At 69.4% G+C, this 17414-nt stretch carries 18 protein-coding genes; 8 read left to right on the forward strand and 10 right to left on the reverse strand.

Features of this window, described 5'->3' with window-relative positions; genetic code table 11:
- Positions 1–2565: glycerol-3-phosphate 1-O-acyltransferase PlsB (plsB, locus tag CEK66_RS16440; protein WP_255424709.1), on the forward strand; the 2565-nt coding region annotated here is incomplete at its 5' end.
- A gap of 252 nt (positions 2566–2817) precedes the next feature.
- Positions 2818–3657, forward strand: coding sequence for a DUF2884 family protein (locus CEK66_RS16445; protein ID WP_152237619.1), 840 nt, complete (start codon positions 2818–2820; stop codon positions 3655–3657).
- Between the two features lie 70 nt (positions 3658–3727).
- Here the strand turns inward: CEK66_RS16445 and CEK66_RS16450 are convergent, their stop codons facing one another.
- Complete coding sequence (locus CEK66_RS16450; protein ID WP_152237610.1) at positions 3728–4306, reverse strand: DUF488 domain-containing protein; 579 nt, start codon at positions 4304–4306, stop codon at positions 3728–3730.
- On the reverse strand, positions 4303–4506 hold the full coding sequence (locus CEK66_RS16455; RefSeq protein WP_017908896.1) for a DUF465 domain-containing protein: 204 nt from the start codon (positions 4504–4506) through the stop codon (positions 4303–4305). The genes CEK66_RS16450 and CEK66_RS16455 overlap by 4 nt, the downstream gene beginning before the upstream one ends.
- A gap of 165 nt (positions 4507–4671) precedes the next feature.
- On the opposite strand from CEK66_RS16455, the gene bamE reads away from it, so the two are divergent.
- Positions 4672–5250: an outer membrane protein assembly factor BamE gene (bamE, locus tag CEK66_RS16460; RefSeq protein WP_017912129.1), complete on the forward strand. Its 579-nt coding sequence runs from the start codon at positions 4672–4674 to the stop codon at positions 5248–5250.
- Between the two features lie 132 nt (positions 5251–5382).
- On the opposite strand, the gene CEK66_RS16465 is transcribed toward bamE, so the two are convergent.
- The 7 genes from CEK66_RS16465 to CEK66_RS16495 all read right to left on the reverse strand — a co-directional run bounded on the left by CEK66_RS16465 (position 5383) and on the right by CEK66_RS16495 (position 12267).
- Positions 5383–6750, reverse strand: coding sequence for an XVIPCD domain-containing protein (locus tag CEK66_RS16465; RefSeq protein WP_152237611.1), 1368 nt, complete (start codon positions 6748–6750; stop codon positions 5383–5385).
- Between the two features lie 11 nt (positions 6751–6761).
- The gene (locus CEK66_RS16470) at positions 6762–7505 is read right to left on the reverse strand and encodes a hypothetical protein (protein ID WP_226978643.1); all 744 of its coding nucleotides are present in this window, start codon (positions 7503–7505) and stop codon (positions 6762–6764) included.
- A gap of 14 nt (positions 7506–7519) precedes the next feature.
- The gene (locus CEK66_RS16475) at positions 7520–8083 is read right to left on the reverse strand and encodes a hypothetical protein (RefSeq protein WP_152237612.1); all 564 of its coding nucleotides are present in this window, start codon (positions 8081–8083) and stop codon (positions 7520–7522) included.
- Between the two features lie 148 nt (positions 8084–8231).
- Entirely contained in the window at positions 8232–9824 is a 1593-nt protein-coding gene (locus CEK66_RS16480) for a choice-of-anchor Q domain-containing protein (protein WP_152237613.1), read from the reverse strand.
- Positions 9825–10110: 286 nt separating this feature from the next.
- Positions 10111–11661, reverse strand: a complete 1551-nt coding sequence (locus CEK66_RS16485) for a cryptochrome/photolyase family protein (RefSeq protein WP_152237614.1) — start codon at positions 11659–11661, stop codon at positions 10111–10113.
- A gap of 49 nt (positions 11662–11710) precedes the next feature.
- Positions 11711–11869, reverse strand: coding sequence for a DUF2256 domain-containing protein (locus tag CEK66_RS16490; RefSeq protein ID WP_152237615.1), 159 nt, complete (start codon positions 11867–11869; stop codon positions 11711–11713).
- 35 nt (positions 11870–11904) lie between these two features.
- Positions 11905–12267: a hypothetical protein gene (locus tag CEK66_RS16495; protein WP_152237616.1), complete on the reverse strand. Its 363-nt coding sequence runs from the start codon at positions 12265–12267 to the stop codon at positions 11905–11907.
- Positions 12268–12426: 159 nt separating this feature from the next.
- On the opposite strand from CEK66_RS16495, the gene CEK66_RS16500 reads away from it, so the two are divergent.
- The 5 genes from CEK66_RS16500 (at position 12427) to CEK66_RS16520 (ending at position 16101) form a co-directional block, all read left to right on the forward strand.
- Positions 12427–12963 carry a DUF2199 domain-containing protein gene (locus CEK66_RS16500; protein ID WP_152237617.1) on the forward strand — a complete coding sequence of 179 codons (537 nt, stop codon included), beginning with the start codon at positions 12427–12429 and terminating at the stop codon, positions 12961–12963.
- A 9-nt stretch (positions 12964–12972) separates the two neighbouring features.
- A complete protein-coding gene (locus CEK66_RS20685) occupies positions 12973–13299 on the forward strand; it encodes a hypothetical protein (RefSeq protein WP_226978644.1) in 327 nt (108 codons plus the stop codon).
- Positions 13300–13354: 55 nt separating this feature from the next.
- Positions 13355–14224, forward strand: coding sequence for a tRNA 2-thiocytidine(32) synthetase TtcA (gene ttcA, locus CEK66_RS16510; RefSeq protein ID WP_152237618.1), 870 nt, complete (start codon positions 13355–13357; stop codon positions 14222–14224).
- Positions 14225–14336: 112 nt separating this feature from the next.
- The gene (locus CEK66_RS16515; protein ID WP_017916664.1) at positions 14337–15242 is read left to right on the forward strand and encodes a recombination-associated protein RdgC; all 906 of its coding nucleotides are present in this window, start codon (positions 14337–14339) and stop codon (positions 15240–15242) included.
- Positions 15243–15309: 67 nt separating this feature from the next.
- Positions 15310–16101, forward strand: a complete 792-nt coding sequence (locus tag CEK66_RS16520) for a SprT family zinc-dependent metalloprotease (RefSeq protein WP_148828610.1) — start codon at positions 15310–15312, stop codon at positions 16099–16101.
- Positions 16102–16829: 728 nt separating this feature from the next.
- Here CEK66_RS16520 and CEK66_RS16525 read toward each other — a convergent pair.
- Positions 16830–17414, reverse strand: a 585-nt coding sequence (locus CEK66_RS16525; protein WP_226978645.1) for a methyl-accepting chemotaxis protein, incomplete at its 5' end; no start/stop codon positions are given.

The following is a 17414-nucleotide window of genomic DNA, read 5'->3' on the forward strand; positions in this document are numbered from 1 at the left end:
GGCGCGTCCCCCTCCTCGACCGCCGCTCCCTCCACCCTGCCGGTGGCCGCGACCGCCGCGCGCCAGGCCAAGGGGCCGCTGTGGGCGCGCCTGCTCGGGCGCCTGGCCGACCCCTGGCTGGGCCTGAAGATCGAACCGGCCGAGCCGGGCCAGTACAACGACGGCCGCCCGGTGGTGTACGTGCTGGAGGACTACGGCCTGTCCAACGCGCTGATCCTGGACAAGGCCTGCCGCGAATCCGGCCTGCCCTCGCCGCTGGTGCCGCTGCCCGGCGACCCGCTGGGCCGCAAGCGCGCCTACCTGGCGCTGTCCCGGCGCAGCAGCAACCACGCGCTGCTGCCGGAGCAGCGCGGCGCCAAGACCCACTCCGATTCGCTGGCCAAGCTGCTGCAGGCGCACCGCGAGCGCCCGGACCTGGACATCCACCTGGTGCCGGTGTCGATCTTCGTCGGCCGCGCACCGGACAAGCAGAGCGGCTGGTTCGCCGTGCTGTTCTCGGAAAACTGGGCGCTGGTGGGCAGCTTCCGGCGCCTGCTCGGCGTGCTGCTCAACGGCCGCAGCACCATCGTGCGCTTCGCCCCACCGGTGTCGATGCGGCAGACGGTGGAGGAAGGGCTGCCGCCCGAGCGCACCGTGCGCAAGCTGCAGCGCGTGCTGCGCACCCACTTCCGGCGCATCCGCGAGGCGGTGATCGGCCCCGACCTGTCGACCCGGCGCCTGCTGGTGGACCAGGTGCTGGCCGCCGAGCCGGTGCGCGAGGCGATCGCCGCGCAGGCCAAGCGCGACAACAGCAAACCGGTGGACGCCTGGCGCAAGGCGCACGCCTACGCCTGGGAAATCGCCGCCGACTATTCCAGCCCGGTGGTGCGCTCGGCCAGCTTCCTGCTGACCCACGTGTGGAACCGCATCTACGCGGGCGTGCTGGTCCACCACCTGGACAAGCTCAAGGACGCCGCGCCCGGGCACGAAGTGATCTACGTGCCCAGCCACCGCAGCCACATGGACTACCTGCTGCTGTCCTACCTGCTGTACGAACGCGGCATCGTGCCGCCGCACATCGTGGCCGGCATCAACCTCAACCTGCCGGTGGTCGGCACCCTGCTGCGCAAGGGCGGCGCGTTCTTCATCCGCCGCTCGATCAAGGGCAACGCGCTGTACTCGGCGGTGCTCAGCGAGTACGTGGCGCAACTGGTGGCCGGTGGCTACTCGATCGAGTACTTCGTCGAGGGCGGGCGCTCGCGCACCGGCCGCCTGCTGCAGCCCAAGGGCGGCATGATCGCGATGACCCTGCGCGCGTTCCTGCGCCAGCCGCGCAAGCCGGTGCTGTTCCAGCCGATCTACGTCGGCTACGAGAAGCTGATGGAAGGCAACAGCTACCTCGACGAACTCAGCGGCCGGCCCAAGGAGAAGGAATCGATCTGGGCGCTGCTGTGGGGCATCCCCAAGGTGCTCAAGCAGAACTACGGCCAGGTGGTGGTGAACTTCGGCGAGCCGATTCCGCTGAGCCAGGTGCTGGCGCAGCGCGCGCCGGAATGGGACGGCCAGCCGCTGGGCGAGGACGAGAAACCGGCCTGGTTGAACGGCACCGTCGATGCGCTGGCGCAGCAGATCCAGGTGCACATCAACGCCGCCGCCGACGTCAATCCGGTCAACCTGCTGGCGCTGGCGCTGCTGTCCACGCCCAAGCACGCCATGGGCGAGGCCGACCTGATCGCGCAGATCGAACTGTGCAAGAAGCTGCTGGCGGAACTGCCGTACTCGGACCGGGTCACGGTGACCCCGCATTCGCCCGAGCGCATCATCGCCCACGCCGAAGAGATCAACGTGCTCACCCGCACGCCGCATCCGCTCGGCGACGTGCTCAGCGTCAACGGCGACAACGCGGTGCTGCTGAGCTACTTCCGCAACAACGTGCTGCACCTGTTCACCGCCTCCTCGTGGGTGGCGTGCTGTTTCCAGAACAACCGCCGCATGAGCCGCGCCGGCCTGCTGCGGCTGGGCCGCACCGTGTACCCGTTCCTGCAGGCGGAACTGTTCCTGCCGTGGAGCGAGGACCAGTTCGCCGAGCGCATCGAACGCACCATCGAGGTGTTCGTGCGCGAAGGCCTGCTGCTGCAGCTCGCCGAGGACGACGGCAGCGTGCTGGCGCGCAACACCGGCCAGACCGACGAGGTGTTCCGCCTGCGCGCCATCGGCCACTCGCTGCAACAGGCGTTCGAGCGCTATTACATCGCCATCTCGGTCCTGGTGAAGAACGGCCCGGGCAAGCTCGGCGCCGGCGAACTGGAGAGCCTGTGCCAGCAGGCCGCGCAACGCCTGAGCCTGCTGTACGCACCGGCGGCGCCGGAGTTCTTCGACAAGACCCTGTTCCGCGGCTTCATCCAGAAGCTGCGCGAACTGAAGCTGGTGTGGCCGGACGAGAACAGCAAGCTGGTGTTCGACGAACGGCTGGATGCGTGGGCGAAGGACGCCAAGTTCATCCTCGGCCGTGAGCTGCGCCACACCATCGAGCGCGTCAGCCCGGAAGCGGCCAAGGTCGAGGAGCCGCCGGTTCCGCAGGATTGAGGCGGCAGTCGCCGCACCTGCAGTCGTGATGCGGTGAGATCCTGGCGCGTGGCGACGCGCCAAACACAAGGGCGCGCTGGTATCACTGCGGCGCGACGCGTGGCGACGCGCCGTGCATAAAGGCGCCCCGCTATCACTGCCGCGCGGCACAGTGACTTCCGACACGCGACCCAGGGGCCGGTGCGGCCCGAGCATGCTTGAAACTCCCTGCTGCGGGTTCCGGCGATGCGCACAGCTCCTCTTTTCGCTCTGTTGCTGCTTGCCGCCTCCAGCGGGCCGGCGTGGGCCGACCAAGGCGACGACGCTGGCAAGCACGACCATCGGCCGCAGGTGTCCTCGCGCCAGTGCGGCCTGAGCACGCCGTTCAACGTGCTGGCCGACAGCGGCGGCATCTGGCTCACCCGCGACGGCGAGGGACCACGCGAGATCTTCTTCCATGCCGGCGAACTGAGCGTGGATCACCAGGTGCAGCAGATCGGCGCAGCGGATGCGCAGCGATTGCTGGACATGGAGCGCGAGACCCGCGCGCTGATGCCGGAGGTGACGGATCTCTCGCACGAAACGGTCGACCTCAGTTACGACGTGCTCGGCGTCGTCGTCGAAGTGCTGACCGGCAATGCGGGCAATGCGCGCAAGATCGAGCGGCTACGCACGCAGGCCAACGCATACGTCGACGGCACGCTCGGCAGGGGACGCTGGGACCAGACCGCGTTCGACAGCAATTTCGAGCGCTACGTGCAGACCCAGGCCGAGAGTTTCTCAGGCAGCATCGCCCGCCACCTGCTCTGGCAGATCGTCACGGGCCGCGCCGATGCCATCGACAAGCGCGCCAACCGCATGGACGCCGCCCTCGAGGCCCGCCTGGATGCGCGCAGCAAGGGCATCGAAACCAAGGCGCAGGCGCTGTGCGCGCGGGTGGCGCGGCTGGATCAGCTGCAGCAGGCGCTGGAATACCGTTACCACGGCCAGCCGTTGCGCCTGCTCACCACCTCCGAGGACGGTACGCCTGAGCAGAGCACCGCCGCCCTCGTCGGTACCGACGATACGCCGCGGAGCAATGCGGTCACGGTGCCGTCGGTCCCAACGCATTGAGCCTGACGCCGCCGCTGGCGCGTGGCGACGCAGCCGCCGCGCTGGCGGCCTGCGGCGACGACAGCACCGCTCAGGCGTCGAACAGATCTCCGGTGCGCGGCCCCGCAGCCGCCGCATCGGGCGGATAGACCAACTGCCCCTGCGCGTCGCTGCGCGCAGCCGGGTTGAGCGTGGCCGGTTCCTGGCGGGCGACGTCGATCAGGTGCACCACCGGGTGGCCGTGGTGCAGCAGGTGGTCGCAGACGATCTGACGGTGGCACTGCCGCCAGTAGGCCTCGGCGCACATGACCGCGCACGCGCCGTCCTCGCCGAAGGCCTGCAACTCGGCCAGCGCCTCGGCGAATTCGTCGCCCAGCGCGTAGTCGGCGTAGTGGTGGAAGCTGACGCTGCGCCAGTGACCGTTGCGCTGCGGATCGACCCCCGGCTGCTTGCCGCGGCGTCCGCCCAGGGCGCGGAAGTGCCGGTAGGCGATCCCCGCGGCGGCCAGCGCCGGCGCCAGCGCGCTGCCGTCGAACTGTGGGAACCGCCGCGAATACGGAAACGCGCGCACGTCGGCGAGCCGGGTGACGCCGGCGCCCCGCAGGATCTGCAGGAAGGTCTCCAGGCTGCGCGTGGAATGGCCGACGCTGAAGAAGGTCGCCGCGCTCACGCCGGTTCGTCGGGGATCAGCAGATGCTCCAGGCGCAGGATGCAGTCCTTCAGTTGCAGCTTGCGCTTCTTCAGCCGCTTGGCTTCCAGCTCGTCGTCCAGATTGGCCGGGATGCGCTGCAACTGTTCGTCGAGCGCGCGGTGCTCCCGACGCAGGGCGTCGATGCGCAGGGAGATCTCGGCGGGCGTCAGGGTGTCCACGAGGTTCGAGCATACACAGGCCACCGGTCCGCCGTCACCGTGCAACGCGCCGCTATCCCAGGTGCAGGCCAGCCGGCACAATGCGCGCGGGCGCCGCGGCGGAGGCGGTGCCCTCCCACCCTCGTGCCACCCGCGGCAGGATCGCCGCGCCGAAAGGAGTCAGCCATGCGTTCGTTCCGTTCCCCGTTCGTTCTCGCCCTCGCCCTGGCGGCGGCCCTGCCGCAGCTGGCCGCGGCGGCCGATGCCAAGTTCTCCGGCTTCCTGTGCTGCAACATGCGCAGCGACGGCAGCTGGATCAGCGACAGCAACTACGCCGAAGACGGCAAGCGGGTGATCCCGGCCGGCACGCCGGTGCAGGTGACCGGCTACGGCCGCTACCGGGTCAATGTGTTGATCGACGGCAAGAAGCAGTCGATCGGCAACGACTACAGCCGCGACCTGGGCAACGAGGCCTTCGCCCAGCGCTACGTGGTCGCGCAGGATCCCACGGCGAAGCTGGCGGCCTACCCGCCGAAGATCCGCGAGGCGATCGCCGCCAACCGCGTGACCAAGGGCATGACCCGCGAGCAGGTGCTGATGGCGCTGGGCTATCCGATCACCAGCGAGAACCCGAGCCTGGACGCGCCGCTATGGCGCTACTGGCTCGACAGCTTCAACGAGTTCCAGGTGTCCTTCGACGGCGCCGGCAAGGTCGAGAAGGTCACCGCCGATCCGAAGACCCAGAACCTGGTCTGGCAGCCGTAAGCCCAGTGTGCCCTGGCGCCGCGCTCCCGACGCGATGGGAGGCGGCGCGAGCGGCGCGCCGTGACCGCGGCCTGCCGCGACCATGGCCCACCGAGACGGCAGTACCGCACGCGCACTGCCACCCTGCTGCGCTCAGCGGCTCAGCACCTGCGGCGGATCGCTCCGCGTCGGGCCCTGTTGCGTGGCCTGCAGCGCCTGTTCCTGCTCCTGCGCCTGGCGCTGCGCCTGGCCCTGCTGCGCGCCCAGTTGCTGCAGCTGCTGGTAGGTCTCCTGCGCCGGCCGCGCGATCGCCTCGCTGGTGGGCATGTGCGCGCGGTTGGCGTAGGGATCGGGCGAAACGTCGCCGCCATTGCGGTACACGAACGCCAGTTCGCCGCCCTGGTGCGCGGCGGTGGGCCGGTTGAAGCCTACCGCCAGCTGATCGCGCTCGCTGAAGCCGTTCTGCCTGGCCAGCAAGGTCAGGCTGGCGGTCATGCGCTCGCTGTTGTCGTCCCAGCCCTTGCCGATCGCCTGTTCGGCCTGGGCCACGCCGCTGCGGACCCGCTCGTGCAGGGCGCGGTCTGCGGCACCCGGCGCGGCGGCCGGCTCACTGGCGCGCGGCGCAGGCGGTTCGGGTGTCGGCGCCGGTGCGGAGCCATCGCGGAATCCCGCCGGCAGCACATCGCGCGGCACCTGCGCGGCGTCGATGCCGAGCGCCTTCAGGTCGGCATGCACCGCCGGCGGCGTGCGCTCGGGGTGCTGCGCCTGCGCCCGGTCCTCGGCATCGGCGATCTGCGCCAGCGCGCGCTCGCCATAGTTCTGCGGATAGCCGCGCGCGTCGTAGAACAGCTTGCCCATCGCCTCCACGTTGCGCGGATTGTCGGCGTCGATCTTCAGGTCCTTGCCGAAGCTCAACCCGTCCTTGGCGGTGTAGGTGGCCTTGCTGCCCACGCCCTGCTTGTCGATGTAGCTGGCCATCTCGCTGCTGGCGTTGTACAGGTCCTTGAGCGTGGCCTTGGGATTGGTGCGGGTGACGTAGTCGGCCAGCGTGTTGACCCCAGCGATCTCGTCCTTGGCTTCGCGGGTGCGCTGTTCCTGCCCGTAGGCCTGGAGCGTGGCGGTGTAGTCGTGCGGCGAGGGCGAGGCGGCGATGCCGTCGACCTTGGCCGCGAACGCGGCATCGCTGCGGTCGATGGCGGCCTTGTTGATGGCATGGCCGATCTCGTGGCCCAGCACGATGCGGGCGGTGTTGGCCGAATCGTCGCGCGGTGCGTTCATCTTCGCCGTGGCCAGCACGTCCATCGGCAGCTCGATCTGTCCGGTGCGCGGGCTGTACGACCCGGTACCCGCCTCGGGGCTGGGCGCGAAGCCGGACAGCTGCTGTTGCCCGATCGCCTGTTCCACGCGCGTGCGCAGTTCCGGCGTGTTGTCCAGCATCTGCCGCAGCGCCTGGCCTTCCTTCGGATGCGCCTGCGCGAAGGTGTCGACCATGCCCTTCAGGCGTTCGTCGTCGTGTGCCATCTCCGCGCTCCTCAGGCGTCGACCAGGATCTGCAGCATCTCCACGCACGCCTGCGCGTCGTGTTCGCCAGCGTCCTTGCCGACGAAGGCGTACACGGCGACCGCGCCGCGTTCGAAATGCCAGCGGCCGGCGCTGCCCTGGCGCGGCGGCGCAATCCAGCGCGGCACGAAGCCGGCCGCGACCAGTGCCTGGCGATACGCGTCCAACGATTGCGTGCACCGCGCCGGCGCCGCGCCCGGCGCGGGGGTGAAGCGCAGGTCCAGCCGCGACGGCGGGGCATCGTCGGCATCGGCGACCGATTCCAGCGTGTAGCCGCCACCGCCGGCGAGCGTGCCGGACGCGCTGAACGCATGCCCGCCCTCATCCTCGACCTGCAGCCCGGTCTGCGCCGCGACCTGCGCGGCGACCAGATCCTGCCTGCCGCCGATCGCCAGGATCAACCGTACTACGCCTTGTGCCAGGTGCTCTGGCGTCATCTCCGACATGGTCCGCTCCGTGTGTGCAGGGGTGATCGAGGGGGAAGAAGAGTGCGCGCCGGCACAGGCGGCCAGCAGCGTTGTGGCCAGCAGCAGGGCCGCGCGCGGCGCCAGGCGCCTGCCGGCGACGTGCCGCGACCCGCGGCGATTGCGATACAGCATCCGCTCCATGAAACGCCTCTCCGTCAAACGCCTTCCGCGCACGCAGCGGGGCGCGGTCAGGCATGAGCATGCGATTGTAGCCAGCGCGTTGGCGTCTCGCAGCCAGCGGCTGCCCACGCCTCGCTGGAACGTCAATCCCAGTCGGCGCGCCGCTGCCAGACGAAGCCGGGCAGATCGATACGCTTGCGCGGCGTGCCGTCCCAGTCCACGGTGAAGCCCGCCGCACGCAACGCCGCGGCGACCTGCTGGCCGACCGCCAGGTCTGCGTCCTCCCGTCCTTCAAGATCGCCGAAGGCCAGCATCAGCCCGCCGCCGTCGATCGCGCGCTCCATGTCCTGGCCGTGATAGAAGCAGTAACCGTGGTAGCGCCGGTCCGGCGTGTCGGCCACCGCCTGGTTCACTTCGACGTGACCGTCGGACATGGTGTAGCCGGCATTGGCCAGGGCGCAGATGCCTGACGCGTGCAGTTGCTCGAACAGCGCATCCAGCCGGTCGCAATCGGTCTGCGTCGGCCAGGTCTGTTCTGCCTGCTGCTTGGCCTGCCACTGGCTGGCGACCGAGGCGCGCAGCATGGCCTCGTCGCAGTCGTCTTCGAGGATGTCCTCGAGCATCTCCTGGATCTCGTCCTGGGAGTAGAACCCGGACCAGACCCATTTGCGGATCTCGTCGTACACGTAGGCGTCGGATTCGTTCACGGTCGCTCCTGCGGTCTTCGGCGCATGCCGCGCGCACTGTAGCAGGGCCATCCACTCGCGTTGCTGACGATCGAATCAATACGCGCGGCCGCACCGGCCAGGCCGGCGCGACCGCACGCTTTCGTGCAGCGAACGAAGGCCGATCGACCTACTTGACCTCCACCGCGCCGAGATCGCACACCGCGGTATTGCGGGGATTGCCGCGCTGGTCGATGGCGGCGCAGCCGCTGCCTGCATTCAGCGCCGGGCTGTTGGCCGCGGGCAGCTGGGTGAGGGTCGGCCCGCCGTTGCTGGCGGGGGCCGACAGCAGCGGATCGGCCGCTTTCACGTTGCCCGCGGCCAGACAGGCGTTCGGCCAGACTGCGCCCTTGGCCGAGTACTCGATGAGGTTGTTGCCGGTGTTGCTCTGGTTGTTGCAGAACACGCGCTCGGTCTTGGAGTACAGGATGCTGTTGCGGAGGTCGAACTTGTCGCCGAACAGCGTCACCCACGGCGTGTTTTCGGCGAAGGTGACGTTGTTGAAGCGCACGCTGGGGCTGCCCTGGTCGCCGTTGGCCGGCTGCCAACCGACGTGCTGGATGGCCGCGCCCACGCCTTTCGCATAGTTGCCGTAGAAGGTGCTGTTGCTGACGTCGCAGGCGCCGTAGCAATCCAGGTACAGCGCGCCGGCGTTGCCCTGTTCGGCCTTGTTGGACAGGAAGCTGGTCTCGGCGACGTTGATGGTGCCCGGCGTGGTGATGGCGGTGCCGGCATGCGAGGTGTCGGTGAAGCCCATGCTGATGCGCGCGCCGCCGCCGGGGCCGCCGGTGGCGACGTTGTTGGCGAAGGTGGAGTACTTCACGTCGATGGTGTCCGGCGCGTACGCCCACAACGTGGCACCGCCGGAGCCGTTGGCGGCGACGTTGTTGCGGACCACGGTGCCGCATACCGCCAGCGTGCCGCCGCTGCCGACGCCACCCTTGAGATAGCCGGCCAGCGATGCGCCGTCGGTGTCGATCGCCCCGCCACCGCCGAAGTTGCCGGCATCGGGGAAGCCCTGCGGCGCATTGATCGCCTGGTTGTTGGCGAATTCCGAGCCGACGATGGTGAGCCGGCTGAGCTGGGTGTACAGCGCGCCGCCGAGCCAGGAGCTGTTCTTGTAGAAGCCGCTGCGGACGATGGTCACCTCGGCGTCGCTGCCGGCGAAGATGGCGCCGCCGCCGATGCTGCTGCGGTTGGCCAGGAACTGGCTGCTGATGACTTCCAGCTTGCCGCGGTAGCCGACCTTGATCGCGCCGCCGCCCCAGGTGCCCGGGTCGTAGGCCTGATTCGATGCCGGCTGCACGGAGCTGCCGTTCTGCAGTTTCAGGTTGCGCACCGACAGCGCGCTGCCGGCATTGACCAGCAGGATCCGGGCGGACTGGCGGCCGTCCAGGGTGATCTTGCCCTGGCCATCGATCACGGTGGGCGCCGCCGCCGCGATGACGATCGAACGGTCGACCGCGATGCTGGTCGGCTTGGCGCCGCAGTTGAAGGTGATGTAGCCGCCCTGCGCGACGGCGGAGGCCAGCGCGCTGGCGGTGCAACTGGCCTGCGTGCCGGTGCCGACCACCGTGGCCGCAGCCGGCAGCGCCCAGGCCTGCGGCACGCTGCATTGAGGCGCCGCGGGAACCGCAGCGATCGCCGTGGCGGCGGTCATGAGGGCAAGGACACCCAGCGCGCGTGCGCTGGTGGTGAGGGAGAGCGTCGTGGTCATGATCATGCTCGATAGGGTTGCGGGGGAACAACACGACGCGCGACAGTCATCCAACTGTCATCCACGTCGCTGACACCTTGAGTGCAACCGGCGGCCTGGGCCGACCGGCGGCACAGGGTGCTTGAGTGCGTGTTGATCGGCCACAACGCAGGTAGCAGATCGCGCGATTGCGTGCGCCGCGCATGCGACAGCGTGCCGATGCGCGGCGCGCGGCACGCTTTGGGTGCGTCGCAGGGCACGTTCCCGCATCGCATCCGGTCGCTGCGGATGCGCACGAGTCGCCTGGCCCGCGCTACAGCGTGTCCAGACCTTCGCGCAACTGCTGCGCCTGTGCGCGCAAGGCCTGCAGTTGCGTGGCCGGCAACTTGCCCAGTTGGCGGTAGACCATGTCCAGGCGACGATTGCGCCCCAGCGTGTCCTGGTGCCGCGCGAAGAAGTCCCAGTACAGCGCGTTGTACGGACACGCACGCGCGCCGGTCTTCTGCTTGCGATCGTAGCGGCAGCCCTGGCAGTAGTCGCTCATGCGGTCGATGTAGGCCGCGCTGCTGACGTAGGGCTTGGTCGCGAGCAGGCCGCCGTCGGCGAACTGGCTCATGCCCACGGTGTTGGGCAGTTCGACCCATTCGAACGCATCGACGTAGACGCCCAGATACCAGCGATGCACCGCCGCCGGATCCAGGCCGGCGAGCAGGGCGAAGTTGCCGATCACCATCAGCCGCTGGATATGGTGCGCGTACGCATCCTGCAGCGATTGGCCGATGGCGTGCTGCAGGCAGCGCATGTGCGTCTCGCCGGTCCAGAACCAGGCCGGCAGCGGCGTGTCGTGGCCGAGCGCATTGCGCGCTTCATAGCCCGGCATGTGTGCCCAGTAGATGCCGCGCACGTACTCGCGCCAGCCGAGGATCTGCCGCACGAAACCTTCCACCGCCGCCAGCGGCGCGGCGCCGGCGCCATAGGCCGCCAGCGCGTGCTGCACCACTTCCTGCGGCCGCAGCATCTTGGTGTTGAGGGCGAAGGAAAGCTGCGAATGGAACAGGCGCGGACTGCGCGTGCTCATCGCATCCTCGTAGCGGCCGAAATGCGGCAGGGCGTCGACGATGAACCGATCGAGGCAGGCCAGCGCCTCGGCCCGGTTCAATGGCCAGCGCACCGCCTCTGCCTGCGGTTGGCCGAAGCTGGCGACGCCGGCGGCCTGGATGCTGGCCCACAGCGCGCGGTGATCGTGGGTCGGGCGCGCATCGGGCGGTGGCGGCGGCTCGCCATGCCAGGGCTGGCGATTGTCGTGGTCGTAGTTCCACTGCCCGCCCTCGGGTGTGTCGTCCGCTGCCAGCAGGATGCAGTGGCGCTTGCGCATGTGCCGGTAGAAGTGCTCCATCAGCCACTGCCCACGCCCGCGGAAAAAGTCCGCCAGCTCGCCGCGGCGCGTGTAGAAGTGCGTGCTGTCCACCGCCTCGACGACGAAGGCCTGCGCTGCGCCCCACTGCCGCAGCTGTTGGTCCAGGCGCCATTCGTCCGGGTCCTGATACTGCAGGCGCTGCGCACCGTAGTGCGCCATCAGCGCATCGAGATTGGCGGGGATGGACTGGCGATTGCTGGCATCGTCGATCGCCACGTAGCGCACACGGTGGCCCGTCGCCCGCAGCTGGCGGGCGAAATCGCGCATCGCGCCGAACACCGCCAGGATCTTCTGAGCATGGTGCAGGACGTAGTCGGTCTCCTGCCGCACTTCCATCAGCACATACACCACGCCGGGATCGCGCACGTCGAACCAGGCGTGCGCGGGATCGAGCTGGTCGCCCAGCACCAGGCGCAGGGTGTGGGCGGTGGATGGCACCGGACTCATGCAGCGCGGCACGCCCGCGGGCATGCGGTGCGCCAGCGCACGACCCGGCTCATGGCGCCTCCAGCGCGCGCACACGCTTGCGCTCGCCACGGCAGCGGTCGGAACAATACTTCACCTCGTCCCAGATCTTCTCCCACTTCTTGCGCCAGCGGAACGGCCGGCCGCAGTGCAGGCAGGGCTTCTCCGGCAGATCGTGTTTCTTGCGCATACGCGATCCGCAGTTCGCTCAGGGGGCGCTGTCGCCTACGGCTGCGCCGGCCACTCGCGGAACACCACGCAGACCGTGGTGGGGTCCAGCATCGCGAACTCGCGTGCGCCCCAGGGCTTGAGCGCGACGGTACGGCAATTCGGATGCAGCCACTGCGGCGCACGTGCGGACAACTCGGCATAGATCGTGTCGATGCTGTCGGTTTCGATGCCCAGTTCCGGCCGGTCCTTCGCCGCCCACTCGGCGTTTTCCACCAGATAGGCCTTGGCGCCGTCGCGCGCGATCACCGCCATCGTGGCGTCCTGGTACAGCACCTGGAATCCCAGGCCGCCGCCGAAGAAATCCAGTCCGTCCTGCATGCGCGCGTAGAAGATCTTGGGAATGAGGTTCTTGAACATGGAGCGACCTTGCGTCCGTGACCAGTGGCGAGTGTAGCGGGGCGGTCCTGGCTCGGCATGATGACAAAAACAGGGTCGCCGGACGCCTGCCGCGCGCGGGGGCTGGCAATGCCGCAGGCGGCTACACTGGCCAGCCTTCTTGCCGTCTCGACCCCAGCCATGACGTTCCGCTTCACCTGCAGCGCCTGTGATCAGCTCCACGAGGGGATGCCTGGCTTCAGCGTGGCGGCGCCGCTGAGCTATGCGCTGATCCCCGAGGAGCAGCGTGCCACCCGCTGCGACCTGGGGTCGGACGACTGCGTGATCGACGAGACGCACTTCTTCGTTCGGGGCTGCATCGAGATTCCCGTGCACGGTCACGCCGAGCCGTTTTCCTGGGGCGTGTGGGTCTCGCTCAGCGAAGCCAGCTATCTGCAGTGGGTGCAGTGCTTCGACCAGCGCGAGCGCGCGCACGTCGGGCCGTTCTTCGGCTGGCTGAACTCCCGCCTGTCGCCGTATCCGAACACTGCCGGCCTCAAGACCCACGTCCACCTGCGCGATGACGGGATTCGCCCAAGGATTGAACTGGAGGCGACCATGCATCCGCTCGCGGTCGAACAGCGCGAAGGCATCTCCGAGCAGCGGGTGGCCGAACTGTATGCGCTGATGACGCACACATCCATATCCGTCGCGACGGACCTGGGGACGAGGCCATGACACTGTCGGGTGACGTGGCACGCCGCACAGGCACCGGCCCCCGCATCGGAGCAGCACATGGGATATGAGTATCGCCTGACGTTTGCCGGCGCCGATCCAGCAAAGGTACGGCATGCCATCGGCCAGCTGCCGGGCGTGGAAGATGCGGACGCACGCGACGGGGATGCCGGCGCCACCGCCGCGCTGGCACGACCGATGCCGGACGCGATGATGTGGTGCACCGCCGATGGCCTGCTCTTCTGCGCGAACACCAGCGAGGGACTGCGCTGCCTCGGCACCTTCATCGCCCGCCTGACCAGCACGTTCGGGGCGGTCGAGGTGGCGGAACTGGAATGACCGGCAACGCCGACCGCGCGGTGCTGCGCCGGCCGCGCCGACTACACTACCGCCGATGACCTCGCCCCTGCCCCTGCCGCCGCTGCACCCGCTCGCCGATCCCGCACCGCCCGCCGCCCGCAACGCCGTGGCGCTGGGCAAGCGCCTGTGCCGGCAGGTCGGCCAGGCCATCGCCGATTTCGGCATGATCGGCGCCGGCGACAAGGTCATGGTGTGCCTGTCCGGCGGCAAGGACAGCTACACCCTGCTCGACATCCTGCTGCAGCTGCAGCGCAAGGCGCCGGTGCCGTTCGAGCTGGTGGCGGTGAACCTGGACCAGAAGCAACCGGGGTTTCCCGCCGACGTGCTGCCGACCTATCTGCGCCAGCGCGGCGTGCCCTGGCATGTGATCGAACAGGACACCTATTCGGTGGTCACCCGGGTGGTGCCGGAAGGCAAAACACTGTGTTCGCTGTGCTCGCGGCTGCGCCGTGGCGCGCTGTACCGCTACGCCGCGGAGAACGGCTTCACCAAGATCGCGCTGGGGCACCACCGCGACGACATCGTCGCCACGTTCTTCATGAACCTGTTCTTCCACGCCAAGCTGGCGGCGATGGCGCCGGTGCTGCGCAGCGACGATGGCCGCCACGTGGTGATCCGGCCGCTGGCCTACGTGCGCGAGGACGATATCGCCGCCTACGCGCAGGCACAGGCCTTCCCGCTGATCCCCTGCACGCTGTGCGGCAGCCAGGAGACGCTGCAGCGCCGCCAGGTCGGCCAGTTGCTGCAGCAGTGGGACCGGGAGCATCCGGGGCGGGTGGAGCAGATCGCCCGCGCGCTGGGCAACGTGCATCCGGCGCAGCTGGCCGACCGCGCGCTGTTCGACTTCGCCGCGCTCGGCGGCGCGGCCACGGCCGGCGCCTGGGCGGACGACCCGTTGGGCTGATCCATCTCGCTGAACCGCCCGATGCGGTGCTGGGGCGGGCGCGATGCGACAATGGCCACCGCTCTCCGGCGCATGCCGCCGGACCGTTCCGTTTCCTTCCGCTGGATGCTCGATGTTCTTTCGCAATCTGACCCTGTTCCGCTTCCCCACCACGCTCGATTTCTCCGAGGTCGAAACGCTCCTGCCGGAGGCCCAGCTCAAGTCGGTCGGCCCGCTGGAAATGAGTTCGCGCGGCTTCATCTCCCCGTTCGGCCGCGACGAGCAGGAAGCGCTGTCGCACCGCATCGCCGACTTCCTGTGGCTGACCGTCGGCGGCGAGGACAAGATCCTGCCCGGCTCGGTGGTCAACGACCTGCTCGCGCGCAAGGTCGCCGAGATCGAGGAGAAGGAAGGCCGGCGCCCCGGCGGCCGCGCACGCAAGCGGCTCAAGGACGACCTGATCCATGAGCTGCTGCCGCGTGCCTTCGTCAAGTCCTCGCGCACCGACGCCATGCTCGACCTGCAGCACGGCTACGTCGCCGTGGACACCTCCAGCCGCAAGACCGGCGAGAACGTGATGTCGGAGATCCGCGGCTTGCTCGGCAGCTTCCCGGCGTTGCCGCTCAACGCCGAAGTGGCGCCGCGCTCGATCCTCACCGGCTGGATCGCCGGCGAACCGCTGCCCGAAGGCCTGAGCCTGGGCGAAGAATGCGAGATGAAGGATCCGATCGAAGGCGGCGCGGTGGTCAAGTGCCAGCACCAGGAGCTGCGCTGCGACGAGATCGACAAGCACCTGGAAGCCGGCAAGCAGGTCACCAAGCTGGCGCTGGTGCTCGACGACCACGTGTCCTTCGTGCTCGGCGACGATCTGGTGATCCGCAAGCTGAAGTTCCTCGACGGTGCGCTGGACCAGCTCGAGCATGCCGACCAGGACGGCGTGCGCGCCGAACTGGACGCGCGCTTCGCGCTGATGAGCGCCGAAGTGCGGCGCCTGTTCCTGTTGCTGGAAGAGGCGCTGAAGCTGAGCAAGGCCGACTGATGCTGCGGCGCAAGCGGGTGCACGCGGCTGTCACCGTGCGCACCCGTGCCGGCGGTATGCTGTGCCCATGCCCGATCTGCTCCGTCGCCTGATCGCGCCGCCCCCGGCGGCCGTCGAACGCGACCTCGTCCGCTTCCGCCTGGACGAGCGCGAGGTCGAGGTGCTGCGCGTGCGCGACCCGCGCGCGCGGCGCATCAAGCTCAGCGTGGACGAACGCGGCGCACGCCTGACCCTGCCCCTGCGGGCCAGCCTGATCGCCGGCGAGCGCTTCCTGCTGGAGAACCGCCAGTGGCTGGCGCAGCAGCTCTCGCGCTATGTCGCCGCCGAGACGCTGACGCCGCTGCGCCCGGGCGAGGCCGGCGAACTGCCGCTGCGCGGGCAGTCGCTGCCGGTGGCCTGGCACGACGCCCGCTACGCGCGCATCGAGGTCGCCGACGGCGTGGCCCATCTGCACCTGCCGCCACGCGGCGGCGACGCGGCGCTGCGCCGCGCGCTGCGCGATTTCTACGAAGCCCAGGCCCGCGCCGACGTCGGCCGCTGGCTGCCGCAGTACCTGCCATCGCTGCCGCGCGCCCCGCGTGCGGTGCGCTACAAGGTCATGTCCTCGCAGTGGGGCTCGCTGGCGCCCGACGGCAGCATGGCGCTGGATCTGGCGCTGGTGCTGGGACGCCCCTCGGCGTTCGAGTACGTGCTGGTGCACGAGCTCTGCCACCTGATCCAGGCCAATCATTCGCCGGCGTTCTGGCACGAAGTGGAAGCGCGCTTCCCCGACTGGCGCGCCGAGCGCACCTGGTTCCACCAGCATGGCCGCCAGCTCAAGGCGCATCTGCGCTGGCTGCTGCGGCCGGATCGCGACTGAAGGGTCCATCCACGAACGGTGGGAAACGCTCCGTAGAAGCAGCTTTCGCCGCGATGCGCGTTCTCGGCAAAGCGCATCGCGGCGGAAGCCGCTCCTAAAGGACAGGCTGCATCCGACAGATCGGCTTGGGCGAGAGCGCGTTCGTCGAAGCGCTCGAAGACGCTGCGGCGGGTGCGCCCGGACCGCGGCCGAACACCGAACATCGCGGCGCGATCGACGGCTGCGGCGATGCTGCGCTCGGGCGGCGAATCGGGCACGCATGCTGCGCTGCGGCACGACATGGCGCAAACAGGGATGCGAACAAGGGGGAATGAGCAGGCGGGTGGGCGCGCCGATGCGGTCGCATCGCGGTGTGTTGGCCCAGCGCTGCGGAAGCAGAACTCCATGCAGCGCCCGGCGGCCCCCTCTCCTCCCGCCTACCGCGAATCAGGCGCGACCTCCGGCGCCAGCGAGGCGGTACGGTCCGTGCGGCACTACGCCGGCATGTCAGGACGCCGGGATCGAGCCGCGTACACAGGACGTATCGCGTCTACGCCTGTTGACGGCAGGCGTGGGCGCAACTTAAGCGAAAATTTTTCTACACACAAGCTTCACGATGGGTGTGTAGGGAACACACCTACAGGCCTGTCCGCATGCCCCCGACGTGGGTGCGTTCGGCGTGGCGATGGACGCCGTAGCGGTCGTCAACCGCACTGCCCGCGGCGCCCCGCCCTGCGAACGCTTCCGCATCAGGCGCTGCGCGCATAGTCGAAGCCGGCTGGCGCAGGCTGGATCGCCAGCACCGGCAACGCCTGCTCCGGCAGCGGGACCGACGGTGCCGCATCGGCCAGCCGGAACACCGCCACCGCCTCGCTCAGACTGCCGGCCTGCTGCTCCAACGCGCGCGACGCGGCCGTGGCCTGCTCCACCAGCGCCAGGTTCTGCTGGGTGCTGCGGTCCATCTGCGCCATCGCCTGTCCGACTTCGTCGATGCCGGCGGCCTGCTCCTGCGAGGCCGCCGCAATGCCCGCCATGAGGGCATTGACCTCGTCCACCGAGGCCAGCACGCGCCCCATGGTGCGGCCGGCGTCGTGCACCTGCGCCGAGGCCACCGCGACCTGGTCCACCGAGGCCTCGATCAGGCGCTTGATCTCCTTGGCCGCATCGGCCGAGCGCTGCGCCAGCGCGCGCACCTCGCTGGCGACCACCGCGAAGCCGCGGCCCTGCTCGCCGGCACGCGCAGCCTCCACCGCGGCATTGAGCGCCAGGATGTTGGTCTGGAAGGCAATGCCGTCGATCACCGCGATGATCTCGCCGATCTTGCGCGAGGCGGC

It is taken from the genome of Xanthomonas sp. LMG 12460 (assembly GCF_009192895.1).
In the GTDB taxonomy this organism is placed as follows: Bacteria; Pseudomonadota; Gammaproteobacteria; order Xanthomonadales; family Xanthomonadaceae; genus Xanthomonas_A; species Xanthomonas_A sontii.

Bases quoted from the DNA above. Each gene is read 5' to 3' on its own strand.
- CEK66_RS16485 (WP_152237614.1), bottom strand. From the start codon at position 11,661: ATGAGTCCGGTGCCATCCACCGCCCACACCCTGCGCCTGGTGCTGGGC.
- CEK66_RS16495 (WP_152237616.1), bottom strand. From the start codon at position 12,267: ATGTTCAAGAACCTCATTCCCAAGATCTTCTACGCGCGCATGCAGGAC.
- CEK66_RS16465 (WP_152237611.1), bottom strand. From the start codon at position 6,750: ATGGCACACGACGACGAACGCCTGAAGGGCATGGTCGACACCTTCGCG.
- CEK66_RS16490 (WP_152237615.1), bottom strand. From the start codon at position 11,869: ATGCGCAAGAAACACGATCTGCCGGAGAAGCCCTGCCTGCACTGCGGC.
- CEK66_RS16480 (WP_152237613.1), bottom strand. From the start codon at position 9,824: ATGATCATGACCACGACGCTCTCCCTCACCACCAGCGCACGCGCGCTG.
- bamE (WP_017912129.1), top strand. From the start codon at position 4,672: ATGCGTTCGTTCCGTTCCCCGTTCGTTCTCGCCCTCGCCCTGGCGGCG.
- CEK66_RS16520 (WP_148828610.1), top strand. From the start codon at position 15,310: ATGCCCGATCTGCTCCGTCGCCTGATCGCGCCGCCCCCGGCGGCCGTC.
- CEK66_RS16515 (WP_017916664.1), top strand. From the start codon at position 14,337: ATGTTCTTTCGCAATCTGACCCTGTTCCGCTTCCCCACCACGCTCGAT.
- ttcA (WP_152237618.1), top strand. From the start codon at position 13,355: ATGACCTCGCCCCTGCCCCTGCCGCCGCTGCACCCGCTCGCCGATCCC.
- CEK66_RS16500 (WP_152237617.1), top strand. From the start codon at position 12,427: ATGACGTTCCGCTTCACCTGCAGCGCCTGTGATCAGCTCCACGAGGGG.